Annotated in this window: 15 protein-coding genes, 2 tRNA genes and 1 pseudogene; 16 read left to right on the forward strand and 2 right to left on the reverse strand. The window is 72.2% G+C overall.

Translation table 11 applies throughout. The annotated features are described in order from the left end of the window. The first annotated feature begins 100 nt into the window (after window positions 1-100). The 14 genes and pseudogenes from IF89_RS46880 to IF89_RS0103770 all read left to right on the forward strand — a co-directional run bounded on the left by IF89_RS46880 (window position 101) and on the right by IF89_RS0103770 (window position 14,369). Complete coding sequence (locus IF89_RS46880) at window positions 101-268, forward strand: hypothetical protein (protein ID WP_037661433.1); 168 nt, start codon at window positions 101-103, stop codon at window positions 266-268. A gap of 36 nt (window positions 269-304) precedes the next feature. Beyond that, window positions 305-922 carry a nicotinate-nucleotide adenylyltransferase gene (gene nadD, locus IF89_RS0103710; RefSeq protein WP_030760999.1) on the forward strand — a complete coding sequence of 206 codons (618 nt, stop codon included), beginning with the start codon at window positions 305-307 and terminating at the stop codon, window positions 920-922. A 23-nt stretch (window positions 923-945) separates the two neighbouring features. Next, complete coding sequence (locus tag IF89_RS0103715) at window positions 946-2,649, forward strand: LCP family protein (RefSeq protein WP_030761002.1); 1,704 nt, start codon at window positions 946-948, stop codon at window positions 2,647-2,649. Between the two features lie 119 nt (window positions 2,650-2,768). After that, window positions 2,769-3,215, forward strand: a complete 447-nt coding sequence (gene rsfS, locus IF89_RS0103720; RefSeq protein WP_030761005.1) for a ribosome silencing factor — start codon at window positions 2,769-2,771, stop codon at window positions 3,213-3,215. Beyond that, window positions 3,212-3,868, forward strand: coding sequence for a histidine phosphatase family protein (locus IF89_RS0103725; RefSeq protein WP_030761008.1), 657 nt, complete (start codon window positions 3,212-3,214; stop codon window positions 3,866-3,868). Before rsfS ends, IF89_RS0103725 begins: the two co-directional genes overlap by 4 nt. Window positions 3,869-3,992: 124 nt before the next feature. Continuing rightward, a tRNA-Ala gene (locus tag IF89_RS0103730) sits at window positions 3,993-4,065 on the forward strand. Between the two features lie 143 nt (window positions 4,066-4,208). Then, window positions 4,209-4,442, forward strand: coding sequence for a hypothetical protein (locus IF89_RS0103735; protein ID WP_008738908.1), 234 nt, complete (start codon window positions 4,209-4,211; stop codon window positions 4,440-4,442). Between the two features lie 131 nt (window positions 4,443-4,573). Continuing rightward, window positions 4,574-4,646, forward strand: a tRNA-Ala gene (locus IF89_RS0103740). A gap of 257 nt (window positions 4,647-4,903) precedes the next feature. After that, window positions 4,904-7,768: a leucine--tRNA ligase gene (gene leuS, locus IF89_RS0103745; RefSeq protein ID WP_030761011.1), complete on the forward strand. Its 2,865-nt coding sequence runs from the start codon at window positions 4,904-4,906 to the stop codon at window positions 7,766-7,768. A 123-nt stretch (window positions 7,769-7,891) separates the two neighbouring features. Beyond that, on the forward strand, window positions 7,892-8,665 hold the full coding sequence (locus tag IF89_RS0103750) for a hypothetical protein (RefSeq protein ID WP_030761014.1): 774 nt from the start codon (window positions 7,892-7,894) through the stop codon (window positions 8,663-8,665). Between the two features lie 302 nt (window positions 8,666-8,967). Continuing rightward, window positions 8,968-9,813 (forward strand): DegV family protein, encoded by an 846-nt coding sequence (locus tag IF89_RS0103755; RefSeq protein WP_030761017.1) that lies wholly within the window; start codon window positions 8,968-8,970, stop codon window positions 9,811-9,813. A 365-nt stretch (window positions 9,814-10,178) separates the two neighbouring features. Next, window positions 10,179-10,982: a ComEA family DNA-binding protein gene (locus IF89_RS37605; protein ID WP_324605295.1), complete on the forward strand. Its 804-nt coding sequence runs from the start codon at window positions 10,179-10,181 to the stop codon at window positions 10,980-10,982. Beyond that, window positions 10,979-13,351: pseudogene (locus tag IF89_RS41730) on the forward strand (ComEC/Rec2 family competence protein); the annotation flags it as partial. The gene IF89_RS37605 and the pseudogene IF89_RS41730, both read left to right, overlap by 4 nt. Window positions 13,352-13,487: 136 nt before the next feature. After that, complete coding sequence (locus tag IF89_RS0103770; protein WP_078628065.1) at window positions 13,488-14,369, forward strand: YceI family protein; 882 nt, start codon at window positions 13,488-13,490, stop codon at window positions 14,367-14,369. A gap of 16 nt (window positions 14,370-14,385) precedes the next feature. Here IF89_RS0103770 and IF89_RS0103775 read toward each other — a convergent pair whose 3' ends face one another. Further along, complete coding sequence (locus IF89_RS0103775; protein ID WP_030761026.1) at window positions 14,386-14,628, reverse strand: hypothetical protein; 243 nt, start codon at window positions 14,626-14,628, stop codon at window positions 14,386-14,388. 76 nt (window positions 14,629-14,704) lie between these two features. Here IF89_RS0103775 and holA point away from each other — a divergent pair, with 76 nt between their 5' ends. Beyond that, entirely contained in the window at window positions 14,705-15,697 is a 993-nt protein-coding gene (holA, locus tag IF89_RS0103780) for a DNA polymerase III subunit delta (protein WP_030761029.1), read from the forward strand. Between the two features lie 259 nt (window positions 15,698-15,956). Here holA and rpsT read toward each other — a convergent pair whose 3' ends face one another. Further along, complete coding sequence (rpsT, locus tag IF89_RS0103785) at window positions 15,957-16,217, reverse strand: 30S ribosomal protein S20 (RefSeq protein WP_030030523.1); 261 nt, start codon at window positions 16,215-16,217, stop codon at window positions 15,957-15,959. Window positions 16,218-16,416: 199 nt separating this feature from the next. On the opposite strand from rpsT, the gene lepA reads away from it, so the two are divergent. Then, on the forward strand, window positions 16,417-18,282 hold the full coding sequence (gene lepA / locus IF89_RS0103790) for a translation elongation factor 4 (RefSeq protein WP_030761032.1): 1,866 nt from the start codon (window positions 16,417-16,419) through the stop codon (window positions 18,280-18,282). Window positions 18,283-18,381: the final 99 nt, after the last annotated feature.

The following is an 18,381-nucleotide window of genomic DNA, read 5'->3' on the forward strand; positions in this document are numbered from 1 at the left end:
TCCTCTCCAACGCCTGAGTCGGCGCGAGCGTGCCCCGGGCACCCGCATACGATGTGAGCGAAGTCTCCGCCCGCTCCCCGACTCGATAGGTACCTGCCTGATGAGCCTCTCCTCCACCGCCCACAACCTGGTCGTCCTCGCCTCGGAGGGGGCCGAGCAGCACGGCGGCAACCACGACAGCCTCAACCCCTACGTGACCGGCGGCGCCGCCTTCATCATCCTGATGCTGATGCTCTGGGTCACCACGCGCCTGAACCGCGACCGCTAGTCGGACCGGTCCGCCGGGCCAGTAGGCTCTGCGCTCATGGGAGAGCAGGAAACGCCTACCGGTCCGGTCAAGCGCCGGCTCGGCGTGATGGGCGGGACATTCGACCCGATCCACCACGGACACCTGGTGGCCGCCAGCGAGGTGGCCGCCCTTTTCCACCTCGACGAGGTGGTGTTCGTGCCGACCGGCGAGCCGTGGCAGAAGTCCCAGCGGGCCGTCTCGCCCGCCGAGGACCGCTACCTGATGACGGTCATCGCCACCGCGTCGAACCCGCAGTTCTCGGTCAGCCGCATCGACATCGACCGCGGCGGGCCGACCTACACGATCGACACCCTGCGGGACCTGAAGGCGCTGAACGACGACGCCGACCTGTTCTTCATCACGGGCGCCGACGCGCTCGCCCAGATCCTGACCTGGCGGAACGCCGACGAGCTCTTCTCGCTCGCCCACTTCATCGGAGTCACCCGGCCGGGCCACGTGCTCACCGACGACGGACTGCCGGAGGGCGGGGTCTCCCTGGTCGAGGTACCCGCGCTGGCGATCTCGTCCACCGACTGCAGGGCGCGGGTCGCCCAGGGGGATCCCGTCTGGTACCTGGTGCCCGACGGCGTCGTGCGCTACATCGACAAGCGTGAGCTGTACCGGGGAGCCTGAGCTTCCGGAGAGAGGGGCCCGCGGTGAACGACCGACAGGATCCGTACGACCCGTATGCCGCGCAGGAGCAGCAGCTCATCGGCTACGACGCGTACGGGCGGCCGGTGTACGGCCAGGCGCCCGCGCAGCCCGCCACCCAGTACGAGCAGCAGTACGGCTACGACTACCAGGACTACGGCCGGCCGCAGCAGCAGTACTACCAGCAGCAGCCGGCGGCCCCGGAGTACGGGCAGCAGGGGTACGCCCAGGAGCCCTCCTACGGGTACGACGGTCAGCAGCCCGGGCACCAGGCCCCGCAGTACACCCAGGCGCAGGCCCAGCAGTGGATCCCGCAGCAGACCGCACCCGAGCCGCCGGCCGCCGAACAGCCCGCCGCCGCCCCGGCACAGCGGCCGGCCGGGGCCCAGGTCCCCGAGCCGCGCCGGCCCGAGGCCGGCTCGGACACGGGCTCCGAGGTGGGCCGGGACTACCGCACCGAGATGTTCGCCTTCATCGACCAGCCGGACGAGGACTCCGAGGACGTCATCGACTGGCTGAAGTTCACCGAGAGCCGCACCGAACGCCGTGAGGAGGCCCGCCGCCGCGGCCGCAACCGCGTGGTCGCGCTGATCGTCGTCCTGGCGGTGTTCGTCGTCGCCGGGCTCGGCTACCTCTGGTACGCGGGCAAGCTGCCGTTCCTCGACGGGCCCGGCGGGAAGAAGACCGCCGCCACCGCGGACGCCGCCGCGCAGAAGCGCGACATGATCGTCGTGCACCTGCACAACACCAAGAAGGGCGGCACCTCCTCGGCGCTGCTCGTCGAGAACGTCACCACCCGGCAGGGCGCCACCGTCCTGCTGCCGAACGCCCTGGCCGTCGCCGGCCAGGACGGCACCTCCGTCCCCCTCGGCAAGGCGGTCGAGGAGGGCGGCCTCGGCACCCGCGAGGCCCTGGACGCCGTGCTCGGCACCCGCATCGGCGGTACCTGGCGCCTGGACACCCCCTTCCTGGAGAACCTGGTCGAGCTGGTCGGCGGCATCGAGGTCGACACCGACACCGCGGTCCCGGCCGACGACGCGGCCAAGACCCCGGCCGTGGCCCAGGGCCAGAAGCAGAGCCTGAGCGGCCCGATGGCCGTCGCGTACGCCACCCACCGCGCCCAGGGCGAAGCGGAGGCCAAGCAACTGGAGCGCACGGGCAAGGTGCTCCACGCGGTCCTGCGCAAGTTCCCGAGCGACCCGAAGGCGGGGGCGGTGACGGTCGAGAGCATCGGGCAGATCCTCGATCCCGCGCTCGACGCGCAGACCCTCGGAGCCCTGCTGGCCAAGCTCGGCGCACACGCCAAGGTGGGCGCGTACCGCACCGACGCCATCGCGGTGAAGCCGGACGGGACGCTCACCGACGAGGCCACCAAGAAGGTCGTCAAGGAGGTGCTCGGCGGCTCCGCCGACGCCGCACAGCCCGGCGCCACCCCGCGCGTCGGCCTCAGGGACGCCACCGGCGACGAGAAGACGCAGGTCGCGGCGAAGGCGGCGCTGATGAACGGCGGCTACACCTTCGTGGACGGCGGCAAGGCCGACAAGACCGCTTCCGCCTCGCAGATCACCTACCAGGACGACGCCCAGCGCGACCGCGCGATCGAGGTGGCCAAGACGCTGGGGCTGCCCGAGACGGTCGTGAAGAAGGCCGAGAACGCCGTCAACGCCGAGGTCGTGGTGATCCTCGGGAAGGACTACAAGCCGTCCTGACCCGGCCGCTGTCCCCGGCGGAAGGGCACTCGCGCCCGCGCGGAACGTTCCGCGCGGGCGCCGTCGGCGGTACATGAGACCCTTGTAAGGATCTGCCCGCCAACCCGAAAGCATGGCCAGTGACCGCCACGGACCGCTCCATCGAGCTCATCACCACCGCTGCCCAGGCCGCGGCCGACCGGCTCGCGCACGACATCATCGCGTACGACGTCAGCGACGTGCTGTCGATCACCGACGCCTTCCTGCTCGCCTCCGCGCCCAACGACCGCCAGGTCAAGTCGATCGTCGACGAGATCGAGGAGCGCCTGCAGAAGGAGCTCGGCGCCAAGCCGGTGCGCCGCGAGGGCGACCGCGACGCCCGCTGGATCCTGCTCGACTACGTCGACATCGTCGTCCACGTCCAGCACAGCGAGGAGCGGGTCTTCTACGCGCTGGAGCGCCTGTGGAAGGACTGCCCCGAGATCGAGCTCCCCCAAGACGCCAAGCTCACCATCGGCAAGGCCGAGGAGCACGCCAAGCTGCGCGAGGCGGCGGGCGACGAGGACCTGGACGGTGATCTGTTCTGAGCACGACCACCTCGGGCCGGTCCGGCAGGAAGATCGTCCTGTGGCGGCACGGCCAGACCTCGTGGAACCTGGAGCGGCGTTTCCAGGGCTCCACGGACATCGAGCTGACCGAGACGGGCCTGGCGCAGGCGCGGCGCTCCGCACGGCTGCTCGCCTCGCTGAAGCCGGACGCCATCGTCGCGTCCGACCTGAAGCGTGCCGCGGCCACCGCGGCCGAGCTGGCCGCCGTCACAGGCCTGTCCGTGACGCACACCGACGCGCTGCGCGAGACGTACGCGGGCGAGTGGCAGGGCCTCACGCACGAGGAGATCGTCGAGAAGTACGGCGAGCAGTACGCGGCGTGGAAGCGCGGCGAGCCGGTGCGCCGCGGCGGCGGTGAGCTGGAGACCGAGGTCGCCGACCGCGCCGCACCCGTGGTGTTGGACCACTCCGACCGGCTGCCGGCGAACGGCACCCTGGTCGTGGTCAGCCACGGTGGCACGATCCGTACGACCATCGGCCGCCTGCTGGGCCTGGAGGCGCACTCCTGGGAGAGCCTGGGCGGGCTCTCCAACTGCTGCTGGTCCGTCCTCGGCGAGGGCGCGCGCGGCTGGCGCCTGCTGGAGCACAACGCCGGCACGCTGCCGGAACCGGTGCTCGGCGACGACGACTGAGCGAGCTCCCTGCCGCTTCCCGACGGGGCTGCGACCCGGATTTCACTTTCCGGCTGGTCACAGGCTAGAGTTCTTCTTGTTCGCAGCGAAGAACACCGGAGACGGGGGAAGCGCAGCGGAGAGCGGGGCTATAGCTCAGTTGGTAGAGCGCCTGCATGGCATGCAGGAGGTCAGGAGTTCAATTCTCCTTAGCTCCACAATCAGGATCCCGTCCCCAAGTGGGGGCGGGATCCTTGTTTTTGTACCCTTTGCGTTTGCTGACCTGGCCCGCACCGGCGTGGCAGAATCGGACAGCCGGAGGGGGAGTCGACGGCCCGACGCGGGAGGGAGTCGCGAACGGATGGGTGCACACCGGCGCCGGTGCGACTGGTGCAACAACGGGACGCCGATCGTGCGGGACATGGACCCGGTCAACCCCGACTACCAGTACTGGTGCGAGGAATGCGCGCGGGCGCTGATCATAAAGGGCGACCCGATCGAGACGTACCGCGAGCTGGAAGGGGAGCCGATCTATGGTCGGCTGCTCGACGAGCACTGCACGCTCAAGCGCTTCTACCAGTTCGCGAGAGCGTGACAGATCGTCTCACATCGGACATGGCCCGCGGTTCACGGAAACCGATTTTTGGACCAGGGCCATGACCGTGTAATGTTTGGGACGTCGCCGAGGGGAACCGGCAAGGGAAACCGAAGCGGCAAGCAGGGCAAGGGGCTATAGCTCAGTTGGTAGAGCGCCTGCATGGCATGCAGGAGGTCAGGAGTTCAATTCTCCTTAGCTCCACAGTGAGAAGCGGGCCACCCGGATCGGGTGGCCCGCTTCTCGTTGTGCGCCCACCGGGTGGAACGTCCGAGCGTCGGCGGGGGCCGCTGCGGTACCCTGACGCCATGCGTGCCGTACGCCTCCTGCTTACCGAGCCGCGCTGATCAGTACCGACCTTCGAAACGGTCGGCCTCGGCGCGGCGCCCCCTCCTGTGCGAGGGGTTTTTTCGTTTGGGCAGGCAGAGACGGCAGAGACGATCGATGGAGCTTCAGAAATCATGAGCGAGACGAACACCCCGGCCCCCGAGGCGGCCGAGGCGCACCGTTACACGGCTGCCATGGCCGCCGCCATCGAGGCACGCTGGCAGGACGTATGGGACGCGCAGGGCACCTACGAGGCCCCGAACCCGACCGGTGACCTGGCCGGGGACCCCGCGGTCGTCGCGCGGCCCAAGAAGTTCATCATGGACATGTTCCCGTACCCGTCCGGCGCGGGCCTGCACGTCGGCCACCCGCTCGGCTACATCGCCACCGACGTCTACGCCCGCCACCAGCGGATGACCGGGCACAACGTCCTGCACACCCTGGGATTCGACGCCTTCGGCCTGCCGGCCGAGCAGTACGCCGTGCAGACCGGCACGCACCCGCGCGTGTCCACCGAGGCGAACATCGAGAACATGAAGGTCCAGCTGCGCCGACTGGGCCTGGGCCACGACAAGCGCCGCTCCTTCGCCACGATCGACCCGGACTACTACAAGTGGACCCAGTGGATCTTCCTGCAGATCTACAACTCCTGGTACGACGCCGACGCGAAGAAGGCCCGGCCGATCGCCGAGCTGGTCGCCGCATTCGAGGACGGCTCGCGTGAGGTTCCGGGCGGCCGCGCCTGGGCGGAGCTGACCGCCGCCGAGCGGGCCGACGTACTGAACGGCTTCCGGCTGGCGTACTCCTCCGACGCGCCCGTCAACTGGTGCCCCGGGCTGGGCACCGTCCTGGCCAACGAGGAGGTCACCGCCGACGGCCGCTCCGAGCGCGGCAACTTCCCGGTTTTCAAGTCCAAGCTGAGCCAGTGGAACATGCGGATCACCGCCTACGCGGACCGGCTGCTGGACGACCTGGACGCGCTGGACTGGCCGGAAGCCATCAAGCTGCAGCAGCGCAACTGGATCGGCCGCAGCGAGGGCGCGCGCGTCGACTTCGCACTGGGCGACGAGGCCGTCACCGTCTTCACCACCCGCCCCGACACCCTGTTCGGCGCCACCTACATGGTGCTGGCGCCCGAGCACCCGCTGGTCGAGAAGTTCCTCCCGGCCGCCTGGCCCGAGGGCACCCACGACGTGTGGACGGGTGGGCACGCCACGCCGGCCGAGGCCGTCACCGCCTACCGCAAGCAGGCCGCCTCGAAGTCGGACGTGGAACGCCAGGCCGAGGCCAAGGACAAGACCGGCGTCTTCACCGGCGAGTACGCGATCAACCCGGTCAGCGGGGAGAAGGTCCCCGTCTTCATCGCCGACTACGTCCTGATGGGCTACGGCACCGGCGCGATCATGGCCGTTCCGGCGCACGACAGCCGGGACTTCGAGTTCGCGCGCGCCTTCGAGCTGCCGATGCGCTGCGTCGTGCAGCCCACCGACGGCCGCGGCACCGACCCGGCCGAGTGGGACGACGCCTTCGTCTCCTACGACGCGACGCTGGTCAACTCCACCGGCGAGGGCATCTCCCTGGACGGCCTGGGCGTCGTCGAGGCGAAGGCCGCGATCACCGCGTGGCTGACCGAGCGCGGCATCGGCGAGGGCACGGTCAACTTCCGCCTGCGCGACTGGCTGTTCAGCCGCCAGCGGTACTGGGGCGAGCCCTTCCCGATCGTCTACGACGAGGACGGCGTCGCGCACCCGCTGCCCGAGTCGATGCTGCCGCTGGAGCTGCCTGAGGTCGAGGACTACTCGCCGCGCACCTTCGAACCGGACGACGCGGACTCCCAGCCGGAGACCCCGCTGTCGCGCAAGGCCGACTGGGTCAACGTCCCGCTGGACCTGGGCGACGGCGTGAAGTCCTACCGGCGCGAGACCAACACCATGCCCAACTGGGCCGGTTCCTGCTGGTACGAGCTGCGCTACCTGGACCCGCACAACGCCTCCGCGCTGGTCGACCCGGAGATCGAGCAGTACTGGATGGGCCCCCGCGAGGGCGCTCCGCACGGCGGTGTCGACCTGTACGTGGGCGGCGCCGAGCACGCCGTGCTGCACCTGCTGTACGCCCGTTTCTGGTCCAAGGTGCTGTTCGACCTGGGCCACGTGTCGTCGGCGGAGCCGTTCCACAAGCTGTTCAACCAGGGCATGATCCAGGCGTACGCCTACACCGACGAGCGCGGTGTGTACGTCCCGGCGGCCGAGGTCGAGGAGCGCGACGGCGCGTACTTCCACCAGGGCAAGCAGGTGAAGCGCGAGCACGGCAAGATGGGCAAGTCCCTGAAGAACGCCGTCACGCCCGACGAGATCTGCGAGGAGTACGGCGCCGACACCCTGCGCCTGTACGAGATGGCGATGGGCCCGCTGGACGTCTCGCGCCCCTGGGACACCCGCGCCGTCGTCGGCCAGTACCGTCTGCTGCAGCGCCTGTGGCGCAACATCGTGGACGAGGAGACCGGCGCGGTGACGGTCGTCGACGCCGAGCCCGGCGAGGACACGCTGCGCGCCCTGCACAAGGCGATCGACGGGGCCGGCGCCGACATGGCCGGGCTGCGGTTCAACACCGCCATCGCCAAGATCACCGAGCTGAACAACGCGCTGACGAAGGCGGGCCGCCCGCTGGAGCGCTCGGTCGCCGAGCGGCTGGTCCTGCTGGTCGCCCCGCTGGCCCCGCACATCGCGGAGGAGCTGTGGCACCGGCTGGGCCACAGCGACTCGGTGGTCCACCAGGACTTCCCGGTCGCGGACCCCGCGTACGTGGTCGACGAGTCGGTGACCTGCGTCGTCCAGATCAAGGGCAAGGTCAAGGCGCGCCTGGAGGTGCCGCCGACGATCTCCGAGGGCGACCTGGAGCAGCTGGCGCTGGGCGACGAGGCGGTCGTGGCGGCGCTGGGCGGCGCCGAGATCCGCAAGGTGATCGTGCGCGCGCCGAAGCTCGTGAACATCGTCGTCTGAGGGCCCGCCCCGCGCATAGGGGGGATCCCGTACGGGCAGGTTGGGGGTTCGATTGGAACCCCTGGCCTGCCTGTGGCGTTTACGGTGGAGGGGAAGAGCCGACGCCTGGGGAAAGGGGCCGTCATGGAGGCCGCGTTGATCATCTTCGCGCTGATGTTGCTGACCTTGGTCGGCCTCGGCGCGTACCTCACGGTCAAGGCGGTGGGCGCGGCCAAGCGGGGTGTGGAGCGCACCGTCGTGCAGGCGCGGCGCACGGTGGAGGACACCACGCTGCGGGCCAAGAGCTTCGGCCAGGTCGGAGTGGTGGGCGCGCTGGCGCAGCTGCGGCTGGACCTGAGGACGTCGATGCGCGCCACCCAGCAGGCACTGGCCGAGGGGGCCCGGGCGGATGCATCGCTGCGGGAGTCCCTCGGGCTGTTCGAGCGGCTGAGCGCGCACGGTCACGAGCTCGACGGGGAGCTGAAGCGGCTGGAGCAGGAGCCGGACCGGCGGCGGACCGCCGAGCTGCTGCCGGACCTGCGGGAGCGCGCGAGCAGGATCATCCAGGCGGCGGACTCCCTTCGGTGGGCCGCCCGCGACCGGGCCCGCCGCTTCGCGGAGGACGAGCTGTCCCTGCTGTCGGAGCAGATCGAGATGGAATCGGGCGCGCTGCGCGACTGGTCGCGCGAACCGGTGGACGACCTGGCGGCGGCGGCCGCGGAGTGGGACGCCACCCACTCCGCGCCGCCCCAGCCGCAGTCCCAGCCGCAGTCCCAGCCGCAGTCCCAGCCGCAGTCCCAGCCGCAGTCCCAGCCGCAGTCCCGGTCCGCGACGCCCCCGCCGGCAGCCCTGAACCCGCCCACCCCGACGGTCCAGTACCCCTGGCAGAAGACCCCCCGTCCGGAAAGCGCGGGCTGAGTGTCGGGCTCGGGGTGAGCCGGAAGGGGTTCCAGGGGCGGAGCCCCAGGGGCTTCGGGGCATGACCCGGGGGCGGGGTCTCGGGGCGGAACACCGAGCCTCGGGCAGGGACGGGGTTGCGGAAGGCTCAGCAGAGCCCCCGCCGCGGAGGCGCCAGGTGGGGAAGGCCCCGCGCGGCCTCCGCCGTGGAGGTGCCGGGCCGGCCCTGCCGACGCCCCGGCCGAAGCCGACACGGCGCCATCGCGCACCTTCGCAGGGGCCCCGGCTGCGCCCCCGCCCCGCCGAGCGGTAACCTCCGCCTCATGTCCCGCCATGTCGCCATCGTCACCGATTCCACGGCCTACCTGCCCCGACCGGCCATGGCGCGGCACGGGATCACCGCCGTCCCGCTCACCGTGGTGCTCGGCGGCGAGGCCCTGGAGGAGGGCACCGAGATCTCGGCGCGCAGTCTGGCCCAGGCCCTGCAGAAGCGCCGTTCGGTGACCACCTCCCGCCCCAGCCCGGAGGAGTTCGTACGGGCCTACCGGGCCGCCGCGGACGCCGGGGCGAGCGGCATCGTCAGCCTGCACCTGTCCGCCGAGTTCTCCGGGACGTACGACGCGGCCGTCGTGGCCGCCAGGACCGCGCCCGTTCCGGTACGCGTCGTGGACACCGGCATGGTGGCGATGGCCCTCGGGTTCTGCGCGCTCGCCGCGGCCGAGGCCGCCGAAGCGGGCGGCTCCGTGGACGAGGCCGTGGCGGCCGCCGAGAAGCGGGCCGCGGACATGTCCGCCTACTTCTACGTCGACACCCTGGACTACCTGCGCCGCGGCGGCCGCATCGGGGCCGCGCAGGCCCTGCTCGGCTCGGCCCTGGCGGTGAAGCCGCTGCTGACCCTGGACGGCGGGCGGATCGAGATGCTGGAGAAGGTGCGTACGGCCTCCAAGGCCATCGCCCGCCTGGAGGAGCTGGCCGTCGAGCGCGCCGGCTCCGCCGGTGTGGACGTGGCGGTGCATCACCTGGCGGCGCCGGAGCGGGCGGAGAAGCTCGCCCAGCGGCTCCGCGAGCGGATTCCCGGACTGGTCGAGCTGCATGTCAGCGAGGTGGGAGCGGTGATCGGCGCACACACCGGACCGGGACTCCTGGCGGCGGTCGTCTCGCCGCGCTGATCACCGGAAGGAGTGGCCCGGTTATCCACAACGGGGCTGCTGTCCACCGGAATTGATGGCTCCGAACGGCGGTCGGGAGCTGCCCCTACGGTCGTGGCATGACTCTTCGAACGCGTACTCCGTATCCGTCGGGCGCCACCAGCGGCCCGGGCCGTTCCCGTCTCTCCGACGGCCGTCTGCGGCACGGGCGTGTCCGCGGCAGGCGCCGCCACGCCCTCCGGGCCGCGCCTGCGGACCCGTCCCCGGGTCCGCGGCCGAGCCCACCGCCCGACGTGTCTCCACACCCCGGACCCGGCCTGCGCCCTGGGCCCAGTGCCGGCCGGAGTCCCACTTCCACTTCCACTTCCGGTCCGATTCCGGACGCGGTGCGCCGACGGGCCGAAGCCCTGTTCGGGGGCGGCAGCCCGCAGCAGCCGCCCACGCCGGCCGCGGAGGACCCTCCTGCACCGTCGGGGGAGCCGGCCGTCCTGCTGCCCGGCACGGTGCGAAGGCTGGCCGTGCGGGAGCGGCTTCCGGTGTGGCTGCAGGCCCGTTGCGCGGTGGAGCCGCGGACGGTGGCCGCGGTCGGTGTGGTGCTCGTCGTCGCCGTCGGTTTCGCCGGACAGCAGTACTGGTCGGCCCGGCCGCGTGAGGTGACGGCCCCCGCACCGGTCGCGCCGGCGGTCCTGCCGGCGAGCGCCACGGCCTCCCCCGGGGCACCGCCCGCGGCCGGCGGTGGTGCGGGATCCGGGCCCGCCGCAATCGTCGTCGACATCGGCGGCAAGGTCCGGGATCCGGGGGTCCGCCGGCTGCCCGCCGGGTCCCGGGTCGAGGACGCGCTGGCAGCTGCCGGAGGAGTGCGCCCGGGTACGGACACCACCGGGCTGAACCGGGCCCGGGTACTGGTGGACGGCGAACAGGTGCTGGTGGGCGTGGCCGCGACGGCCCAGCCGCCGCCGGCAGGTGCCGCGGGCGGGCCGCGCTCAGGGCCCGCCGCCGGGCCGCTCAGTCTGGGCTCGGCCACCGTCGAGCAACTGGACGGCCTGCCGGGAGTGGGGCCGGTACTGGCCCAGCACATCGTCGATTTCCGCACCGCCCGCGGCGGCTTCCGCTCGGTGGAGGAGCTCCGCCAGGTCGACGGAATCGGCGAACGGCGCTTCGCCGACCTGCGCACGCTGGTGCGGCCGTGAACCGGCCGGAGGGGGAGGGCCCCACGGATCTGCGTCTCGCGGCACCCGCCGCGGCCGCCTGGGCGGCGGCCGCCCTGGCCCTCGGCGCCCCCGGCGGGCGGACCGCCCTCGGCGTGGGCCTGGCGGTGGTCGGCGCCGGGCTGCTGATGCTGGTCCAGGGCCGGCGCCCGGGAGCCCTGTGGAGGGTCGCTCCGGCCGTGGCGACGGCCCTGCTGGCCGCTGCCGCGGGAGCTGGTGTTGCCGCGCTCCAGGTGGCCGAGGCGCGGGCCGGGCCGGTAGCCGGGCTGGCGGACCGGCATGGCCGGGTCCTCGCGGACCTCACCGTCGCCTCCGATCCCAGGACCGCACGGAGCGGCAGCGGGCCGCCGCTGGTGGTGCTCGACGCCGTGGTGACGCGGGTGACCGGGCCCGACGGGACGAGTACCCGGGTCGCCACTCCGGTGCGGGTGCTGGCCGGGCATGGGGGGTGGGCCCGGCTGCTGCCGTCGACCCGGGTGGCGGTGGTGGCCCGGCTGGCCCCCGGTCGGGCCGGGGAGCGGGCCGTGGCACTGCTCCGCCCGGCCGGTGACACGCCACCGCGGGTGACCGGCGGCCCGGACGCCGTCCAGCGGCTCGCGGGGCGGCTGCGGGCCGGGCTGCGCGACGCCACCGAGGGGCTCCCGCCGGATGCGAGGGCCCTGCTGCCGGGGCTGGTCGTCGGGGACACCTCCAGGGTCCCGCCCGACCTGCACGAGGCCTTCCGGGCCACCGACCTGCTCCACCTGCTGGCCGTCTCCGGGTCGAACCTGACCGTGGTGCTGTTCCTGCTCATCGGCCCGCCCGGCCGGGCGCAACAGGCGGAGCGGCGCGGGCTGGCGCCCCGGCTCGGGCTGTCGTTGCGGGCGACCGCCCTGTGCGGGGCGGCCCTGACGCTGGCGTTCGTGGTGGTGTGCCGGCCGGAGCCGAGCGTGCTGCGGGCCGCGGCCTGCGGGGCGGTCACGCTGCTGGCCATCGCCACCGGCCGCCGCAGGTCGCTGATCCCCGCCCTCGGGGCCGCGGTGCTGCTGCTGGTGCTCTACGACCCGTGGCTGGCCCGCAGCTACGGCTTCCTGCTCTCGGTCCTCGCGACCGGGGCGCTGCTGACCCTGGCTCCCCGGTGGAGCGGGGCCCTGCGGCGGCGCGGGATGGGGCCGCGGCTCGCCGAGGCGGTGGGCGCCGCCGCTGCCGCCCAGGCGGTGTGCGCACCGGTCGTCGCCGTACTCGCTGCCCGGGTCAGCCTGGTGGCCGTGCCGTGCAACCTGCTGGCCGAGCTGGCGGCCGGTCCCGCGACCGTCCTCGGCTTCGCCGCGCTGGCGGTGGCGCCGCTCTGGATGCCCGCCGCGGAGGTGCTCGCCCGGTGCGCGGGGGTGCCCGCGGGGTGGATCGCCGCCGTGGCGCGGACCGGTGCGAGGTTCCCCGGTGCGGAACTCCCTTGGCCCGGCGGGCTCACCGGCGGGCTGCTGCTGGCCGCCGCCACCCTGGCGGTCGTCGTCCTCGCCGCCCGCTGGGGGCGGCGGCGGTGGCTGTGCTCCGCGGTGGCGGTGCTGCTGCTCCTGGCGGTGCTGCGGCCGCCGCAGCTCACCCGTACGCTCACCGGCTGGCCGCCGCCCGACTGGAGCTATGTCCAGTGCGCCGTGGGGCAGGGGGACGCAGCCGTCCTGGCCACCGGCCCGGGGGAGGCACTCGTGGTCGACGCCGGCGCCGACCCCGGGCCCGTGGACGCCTGCCTGCGCGAGCTGGGGGTGCACCGGGTGCCGATGCTGCTGCTGACGCACTTCCACGCCGACCACGTAGGAGGCCTCGCGGGCGTGCTGCGGGGCCGGTCCGTGGGGATGATCCAGGCCACCGTGCTGGAAGAGCCCTCGGGACAGGCCGAGTTCGTCCGCAGGACCGCCGCGGCCGCGGGGGTGCCGGTCGTACCGGCGGTGCAGGGGGAGCGGCGGCGGGCGGGCCCGTTCGCGTGGCAGGTGCTGTGGCCGCCGTCGGGCCCCACGTCCTTCGAGGGGCCCAACGACGCCAGCGTCGTGCTGCTGGTGCGGGGTGCGGGGCTCACCCTGCTGCTGCTCGGCGACCTCGAACCGGCAGGACAGCAGGCACTTCTGAGGGAGCATCCGCAGCTGGGGCCGGTCGACGTCCTCAAGGTCGCGCACCACGGGTCCGCGCACCAGGATCCCGGGCTGCACGAGCGGATCCGGCCGCGGCTCGCGATCGTCCCGGTCGGCGCCGGCAACCGCTACGGACACCCCGCTCCGGGGACGCTCGCCCGCCTGCGGGCAACCGGAGCCACGGTGCTGCGCACCGATACCGACGGTTCGGTCGCCGTCAGCGGAACCGGCGTCCGGCTGCGTGCGTATCCCAGCAGGAGACGCCGCACGGGACGCGGGCATACCGGGCGCGACCGCTCTGTTTGCCCACAACCCGACAGCATGATCGAATGCGTCTTCGCCAGAACGGTCCCAGTCCACACAGCACGGGGGTGCACACGTCATGTTCGGTCGCCGACGGGGGATGGAGTCGGCCGGAAGTTCCAGCCCGCAGACATCCGCGACACTGACGTTGCCGCCGACGGCGCGTCTGCTCAGCTGCCGCGTCCTCGACACGGTCCACCGGCCCGTCCGGCAGGCGGCGTTCGAGGTGACGGACCCGATCGGCCGCCGGATCGTCAGGGGCGAGACCGACCCGTTCGGCGGCTTCACGGCCGCCGTGCCGGAGGGGGAGTACCGGCTGTCCGTCACCGCCGAGGGGTACACGCCGTTCCACGGGGTCACGCTCGTGGGGGACCCGGCGCAGCCCGGTACGGGGGAGATCATCCTCGACGCGGTGGAGCCGCCGATCCTGCCGCAGCCCGGCCACTGGGAGCTCGACCCGACGCACTCGTCGATCGGCTTCACGGCCCGGCACATCGGCCTCGCCCGGATCAACGGACGGTTCAACACGTTCGCCGGGGCGGTACGGATAGCCGAGCGCATGGAGGACTCCTCCATGCACGTGATCATCGACACGGCGAGCATCGACACGGGGGTGCGGCTGCGCGACGACCACCTGCGGTCGGCGGACTTCCTGGACGCGGTCCGCCACCCCACGGTGGAGTTCTACAGCGAGCGGTTCATCCACCGCACCGGCAGCCGTTGGGCCGTCGCGGGAGCCCTGACCCTCCGCGGAGTGAGCCGGTCGGTGACCTTGGACACCCAGTACCTGGGACTCGGGACGGGCATGGAGGGCGAGGTGCGGGCGGCCTGCCGTGCCACCGCCGAACTCCACCGGGAGGACTTCACCCTCAACTGGCAGTCGATGCTGGCGCACGGGATCGCCGCGATCGGTTCGAGCGTGGACGTGACACTGGACGTCCAGATCGTGCACAAGGCCTGACCCCGCCGGCCGGGGCCTACGGAGCCTCCAGCCAGCCCTCGTACTCGGCGGCGAGGTCGTCCAGGGCGGTGGCGTCGAGCCGTGCGCGCGGGTCCTCGACGACCACCAGCCACTGGGCGTCCTCGGCGTCGTCCTCGCCGGCCAGCGCGTCGCGCACCAACTGCGGTTCCTCCGGGAGGCCGAAGCGGTCGACGACCTCCTGCGCCACCTCCTCGGCGGAGTCGCGGTCGGGCAGGACGAGTACATGGCGCACGTTCACGCGGACATTGTCGAACACGGGGTGGAGGGGACCGGGGCGCGGGGGGCTGTCGGTGGGGCGTGGGATGCTGGGGACGATGGCCACCAGGAAGAACTCCACCGACGATCCCCTTGCCCCGATCACCCTCGCGGTGGGGCAGGAGGAGCTGCTGCTCGACCGCGCCGTGCGGGAGGTGGTGGCGGCGGCCCGGGCCGCCGACACCGACACCGACGTCCGCGACCTCACCTCCGACCAGCTCCAGCCCGGCACGCTCGCCGAGCTGGCGAGCCCCTCGCTCTTCTCCGAGCGCAAGGTGCTGGTCGTGCGCAACGCGCAGGACCTGTCCGCCGACACGGTCAAGGAGGTGAAGGCCTATCTGGCCGCGCCCTACGAGGAGATCGCGCTGGTCCTCCTCCACGCGGGCGGGGTCAAGGGGAAAGCCGTGCTCGACGCGGCCCGCAAGGCCGGTGCCCGCGAGATCGCCTGCCCGAAGATGACGAAGGCCGCGGACCGGCTCGCCTTCGTGCGGGGGGAGTTCCGCACGCTCGGCCGGTCGGCGACGCCGGAGGCGTGCCAGACACTCGTCGACGCGATCGGGAGCGACCTGCGGGAGCTGGCGAGCGCCGCGGCGCAGCTGTGCGCCGACGTCGAGGGAACCATCGACGAGGCCGTCGTCGGCCGCTACTACACCGGCCGGGCCGAGGCCTCCAGCTTCACGGTCGCCGACCGGGCGGTCGAGGGGCGCGCCGCCGAGGCCCTGGAGGCCCTGCGCTGGTCCCTGGCCACCGGGGTGGCCCCGGTCCTGATCACCAGCGCCCTGGCGCAGGCGGTCCGCGCGATCGGCAAGCTCGCCTCGGCCCCGCGCGGGGCCCGGCCCGGGGACCTCGCCCGCGACCTCGGTATGCCGCCGTGGAAGATCGACCGGGTCCGGCAGCAGATGCGCGGCTGGTCGGCGGACGGCGTCGCGGACGCGCTGCGCGCCGTGGCCGCCGCCGACGCGGGGGTCAAGGGCGGGGGCGACGACCCGGAGTACGCCCTGGAGAAGGCGGTCGTCGCGGTGGCCCGCGCAGCCCGCGCCCAACGCCGCTGACCGCCGCCGAGCGGCCACGGCGACAACCCGGGTACGGCAAGGGCCCGGGCACGCCCGCGGCCCGGTGGCACGACGGGGGTCGGGGAACGGCGAAGGCCCCGGGCGCCGCCCTGGGGAAGGGCGGAGGCCGGGGCCTTCGGTCACTGCTCTGTGCGCCGCACCCGCGTGGCGAACGCTTCGTGTGCGGAGCGGGGTGCCGGTCAGGAGCGGGAGAGAGGGCCCGCTGGGTCCCTTCCGGCGATCACATCGAGTGCGGAACTCAGATGGCGGCAACCTTGGAGGCCAGCGCCGACTTCTTGTTGGCGGCGGCGTTCTTGTGGATGACACCCTTCGAGACGGCCTTGTCCAGCTTCTTGGAAGCCAGGCGGGCCGCAGCGGTGGCCTTCTCCGCGTCGCCGGCGAGGATGGCCTCGTTGGCCTTGCGGATGAAGGTGCGCAGCTCGGACTTGACCGACTTGTTGCGAAGGCGAGCCTTCTCGTTGGTCTTGTTCCGCTTGATCTGGGACTTGATGTTCGCCACGAAAGAGCCTTTTCAGGTTCAGGATTTGATCTTCGGATGGTGTCTCGACTGCTGAGAGGGCACACGAGACACAGTCGCCCAGGCTACCAGGCGTGGTTCGACCGGCCCAAACCGAGCGCATCGCCCCGTCCATGGGACCATGGAGCCTGCGTACCGTTCGACAGTAGATCCGACAGCGACCCGAGAATCAGGACACTGCGTGCCCGCCATCCCCAGCCACGTGCCCGAGCCGAGCCGTACCGACCCGGCGCTGATCCGCAACTTCTGCATCATCGCGCACATCGACCACGGCAAGTCGACCCTCGCCGACCGGATGCTCCAGCTCACCGGTGTCGTCGACCAGCGGCAGATGCGCGCCCAGTACCTCGACCGCATGGACATCGAACGTGAGCGCGGCATCACGATCAAGTCGCAGGCGGTGCGCCTGCCCTGGGCCCCCACCGAGGGCCGGGGCACGGGGACCACGCACATCCTGAACATGATCGACACCCCCGGGCACGTCGACTTCACCTATGAGGTGTCGCGTTCCCTCGCCGCATGCGAGGGCACCGTCCTCCTGGTGGACGCCGCCCAGGGCATCGAGGCCCAGACCCTCGCCAACCTCTACCTGGCGATGGAGAACGACCTGGCGATCGTCCCGGTCCTCAACAAGATCGACCTGCCGGCCGCCCAGCCGGAGAAGTTCGCCGAGGAACTGGCGAACCTGGTCGGCTGCGACCCCGACGACGTCCTGCGCGTCTCGGCCAAGACCGGCCTCGGCGTCGACGCGCTGCTCAACCGCGTCGTCGAGACCGTCCCGCCGCCGGTCGGCGTCAAGGACGCCCCCGCCCGCGCGATGATCTTCGACTCGGTGTACGACTCCTACCGCGGCGTGGTCACCTACGTCCGTGTCGTCGACGGCACCCTCAACAAGCGCGAGCGCATCCGGATGATGTCCACCGGCGCCACGCACGAACTGCTGGAGATCGGCACCAACTCGCCCGAGATGCTGCCGGCCGACGGCCTGTCCGTCGGCGAGGTGGGCTACCTGATCACCGGTGTGAAGGACGTCCGCCAGTCCAAGGTCGGCGACACCATCACCCAGCAGACGGGCGGCGCCACCGAGTCCCTCGGCGGCTACAAGGACCCGAAGCCGATGGTCTTCTCGGGCCTGTACCCGCTCGACGGCTCCGACTACCCGGAGCTGCGAGAGGCCCTGGACAAGCTCCAGCTCAACGACGCCGCCCTGGTCTACGAGCCCGAGACCTCCGCGGCGCTCGGCTTCGGCTTCCGTGTCGGCTTCCTCGGCCTGCTCCACCTGGACGTGGTCCGCGAGCGCCTGGAGCGCGAGTTCGGCCTCGACCTGATCGCGACCGCGCCCAACGTGGTCTACCGGGTGGTGCTGGAGGACGGCAAGGAAGTCACCGTCACCAACCCGAGCGAGTTCCCCGAAGGCAAGATCAAGGACGTCTTCGAGCCGGTCGTCCGGGCCACGGTGCTCGCCCCGACCGAGTTCATCGGCGCGATCATGGAGCTGTGCCAGCAGCGCCGCGGCACGCTCCTCGGCATGGACTACCTCTCCGAGGACCGCGTCGAGATCCGCTACACCCTCCCGCTCGCCGAGATCGTCTTCGACTTCTTCGACCAGCTGAAGTCCAAGACCCGCGGTTACGCCTCCCTCGACTACGAGCCCACCGGCGAGCAGGCCTCCAGCCTGGTCAAGGTCGACATCCTGCTGCACGGCGACAAGGTCGACGCCTTCTCCGCCGTCTGCCACAAGGACGCCGCCTACGCCTACGGCGTGCGCCTCGTCGCCAAGCTGCGCGAGCTCATCCCGCGGCAGGCCTTCGAGGTGCCGGTCCAGGCCGCCATCGGCTCGCGCGTCATCGCCCGCGAGACCATCCGGGCCATCCGCAAGGACGTCCTCGCCAAGTGCTACGGCGGTGACATCTCCCGTAAGCGGAAGCTGCTGGAGAAGCAGAAGGAAGGCAAGAAGCGCATGAAGATGGTCGGCTCCGTGGAGGTCCCCCAGGAGGCCTTCATCGCCGTCCTCTCCAGTGACGAGTCCAGCGGCAAGAAGAAGTAGCCACGGATCCGCCACCCGGCGTACTCGGGCCCCCGCGCATCGGCGCGGGGGCCCGTTTCGTTATGAACCGGCCGCTCGCGGGCTCTTACGCGCACGCCG

Origin of the sequence: Streptomyces sp. NRRL F-2664 (genome assembly GCF_000719345.1) — a bacterium.
Classification (GTDB): domain Bacteria; phylum Actinomycetota; class Actinomycetes; order Streptomycetales; family Streptomycetaceae; genus Streptomyces.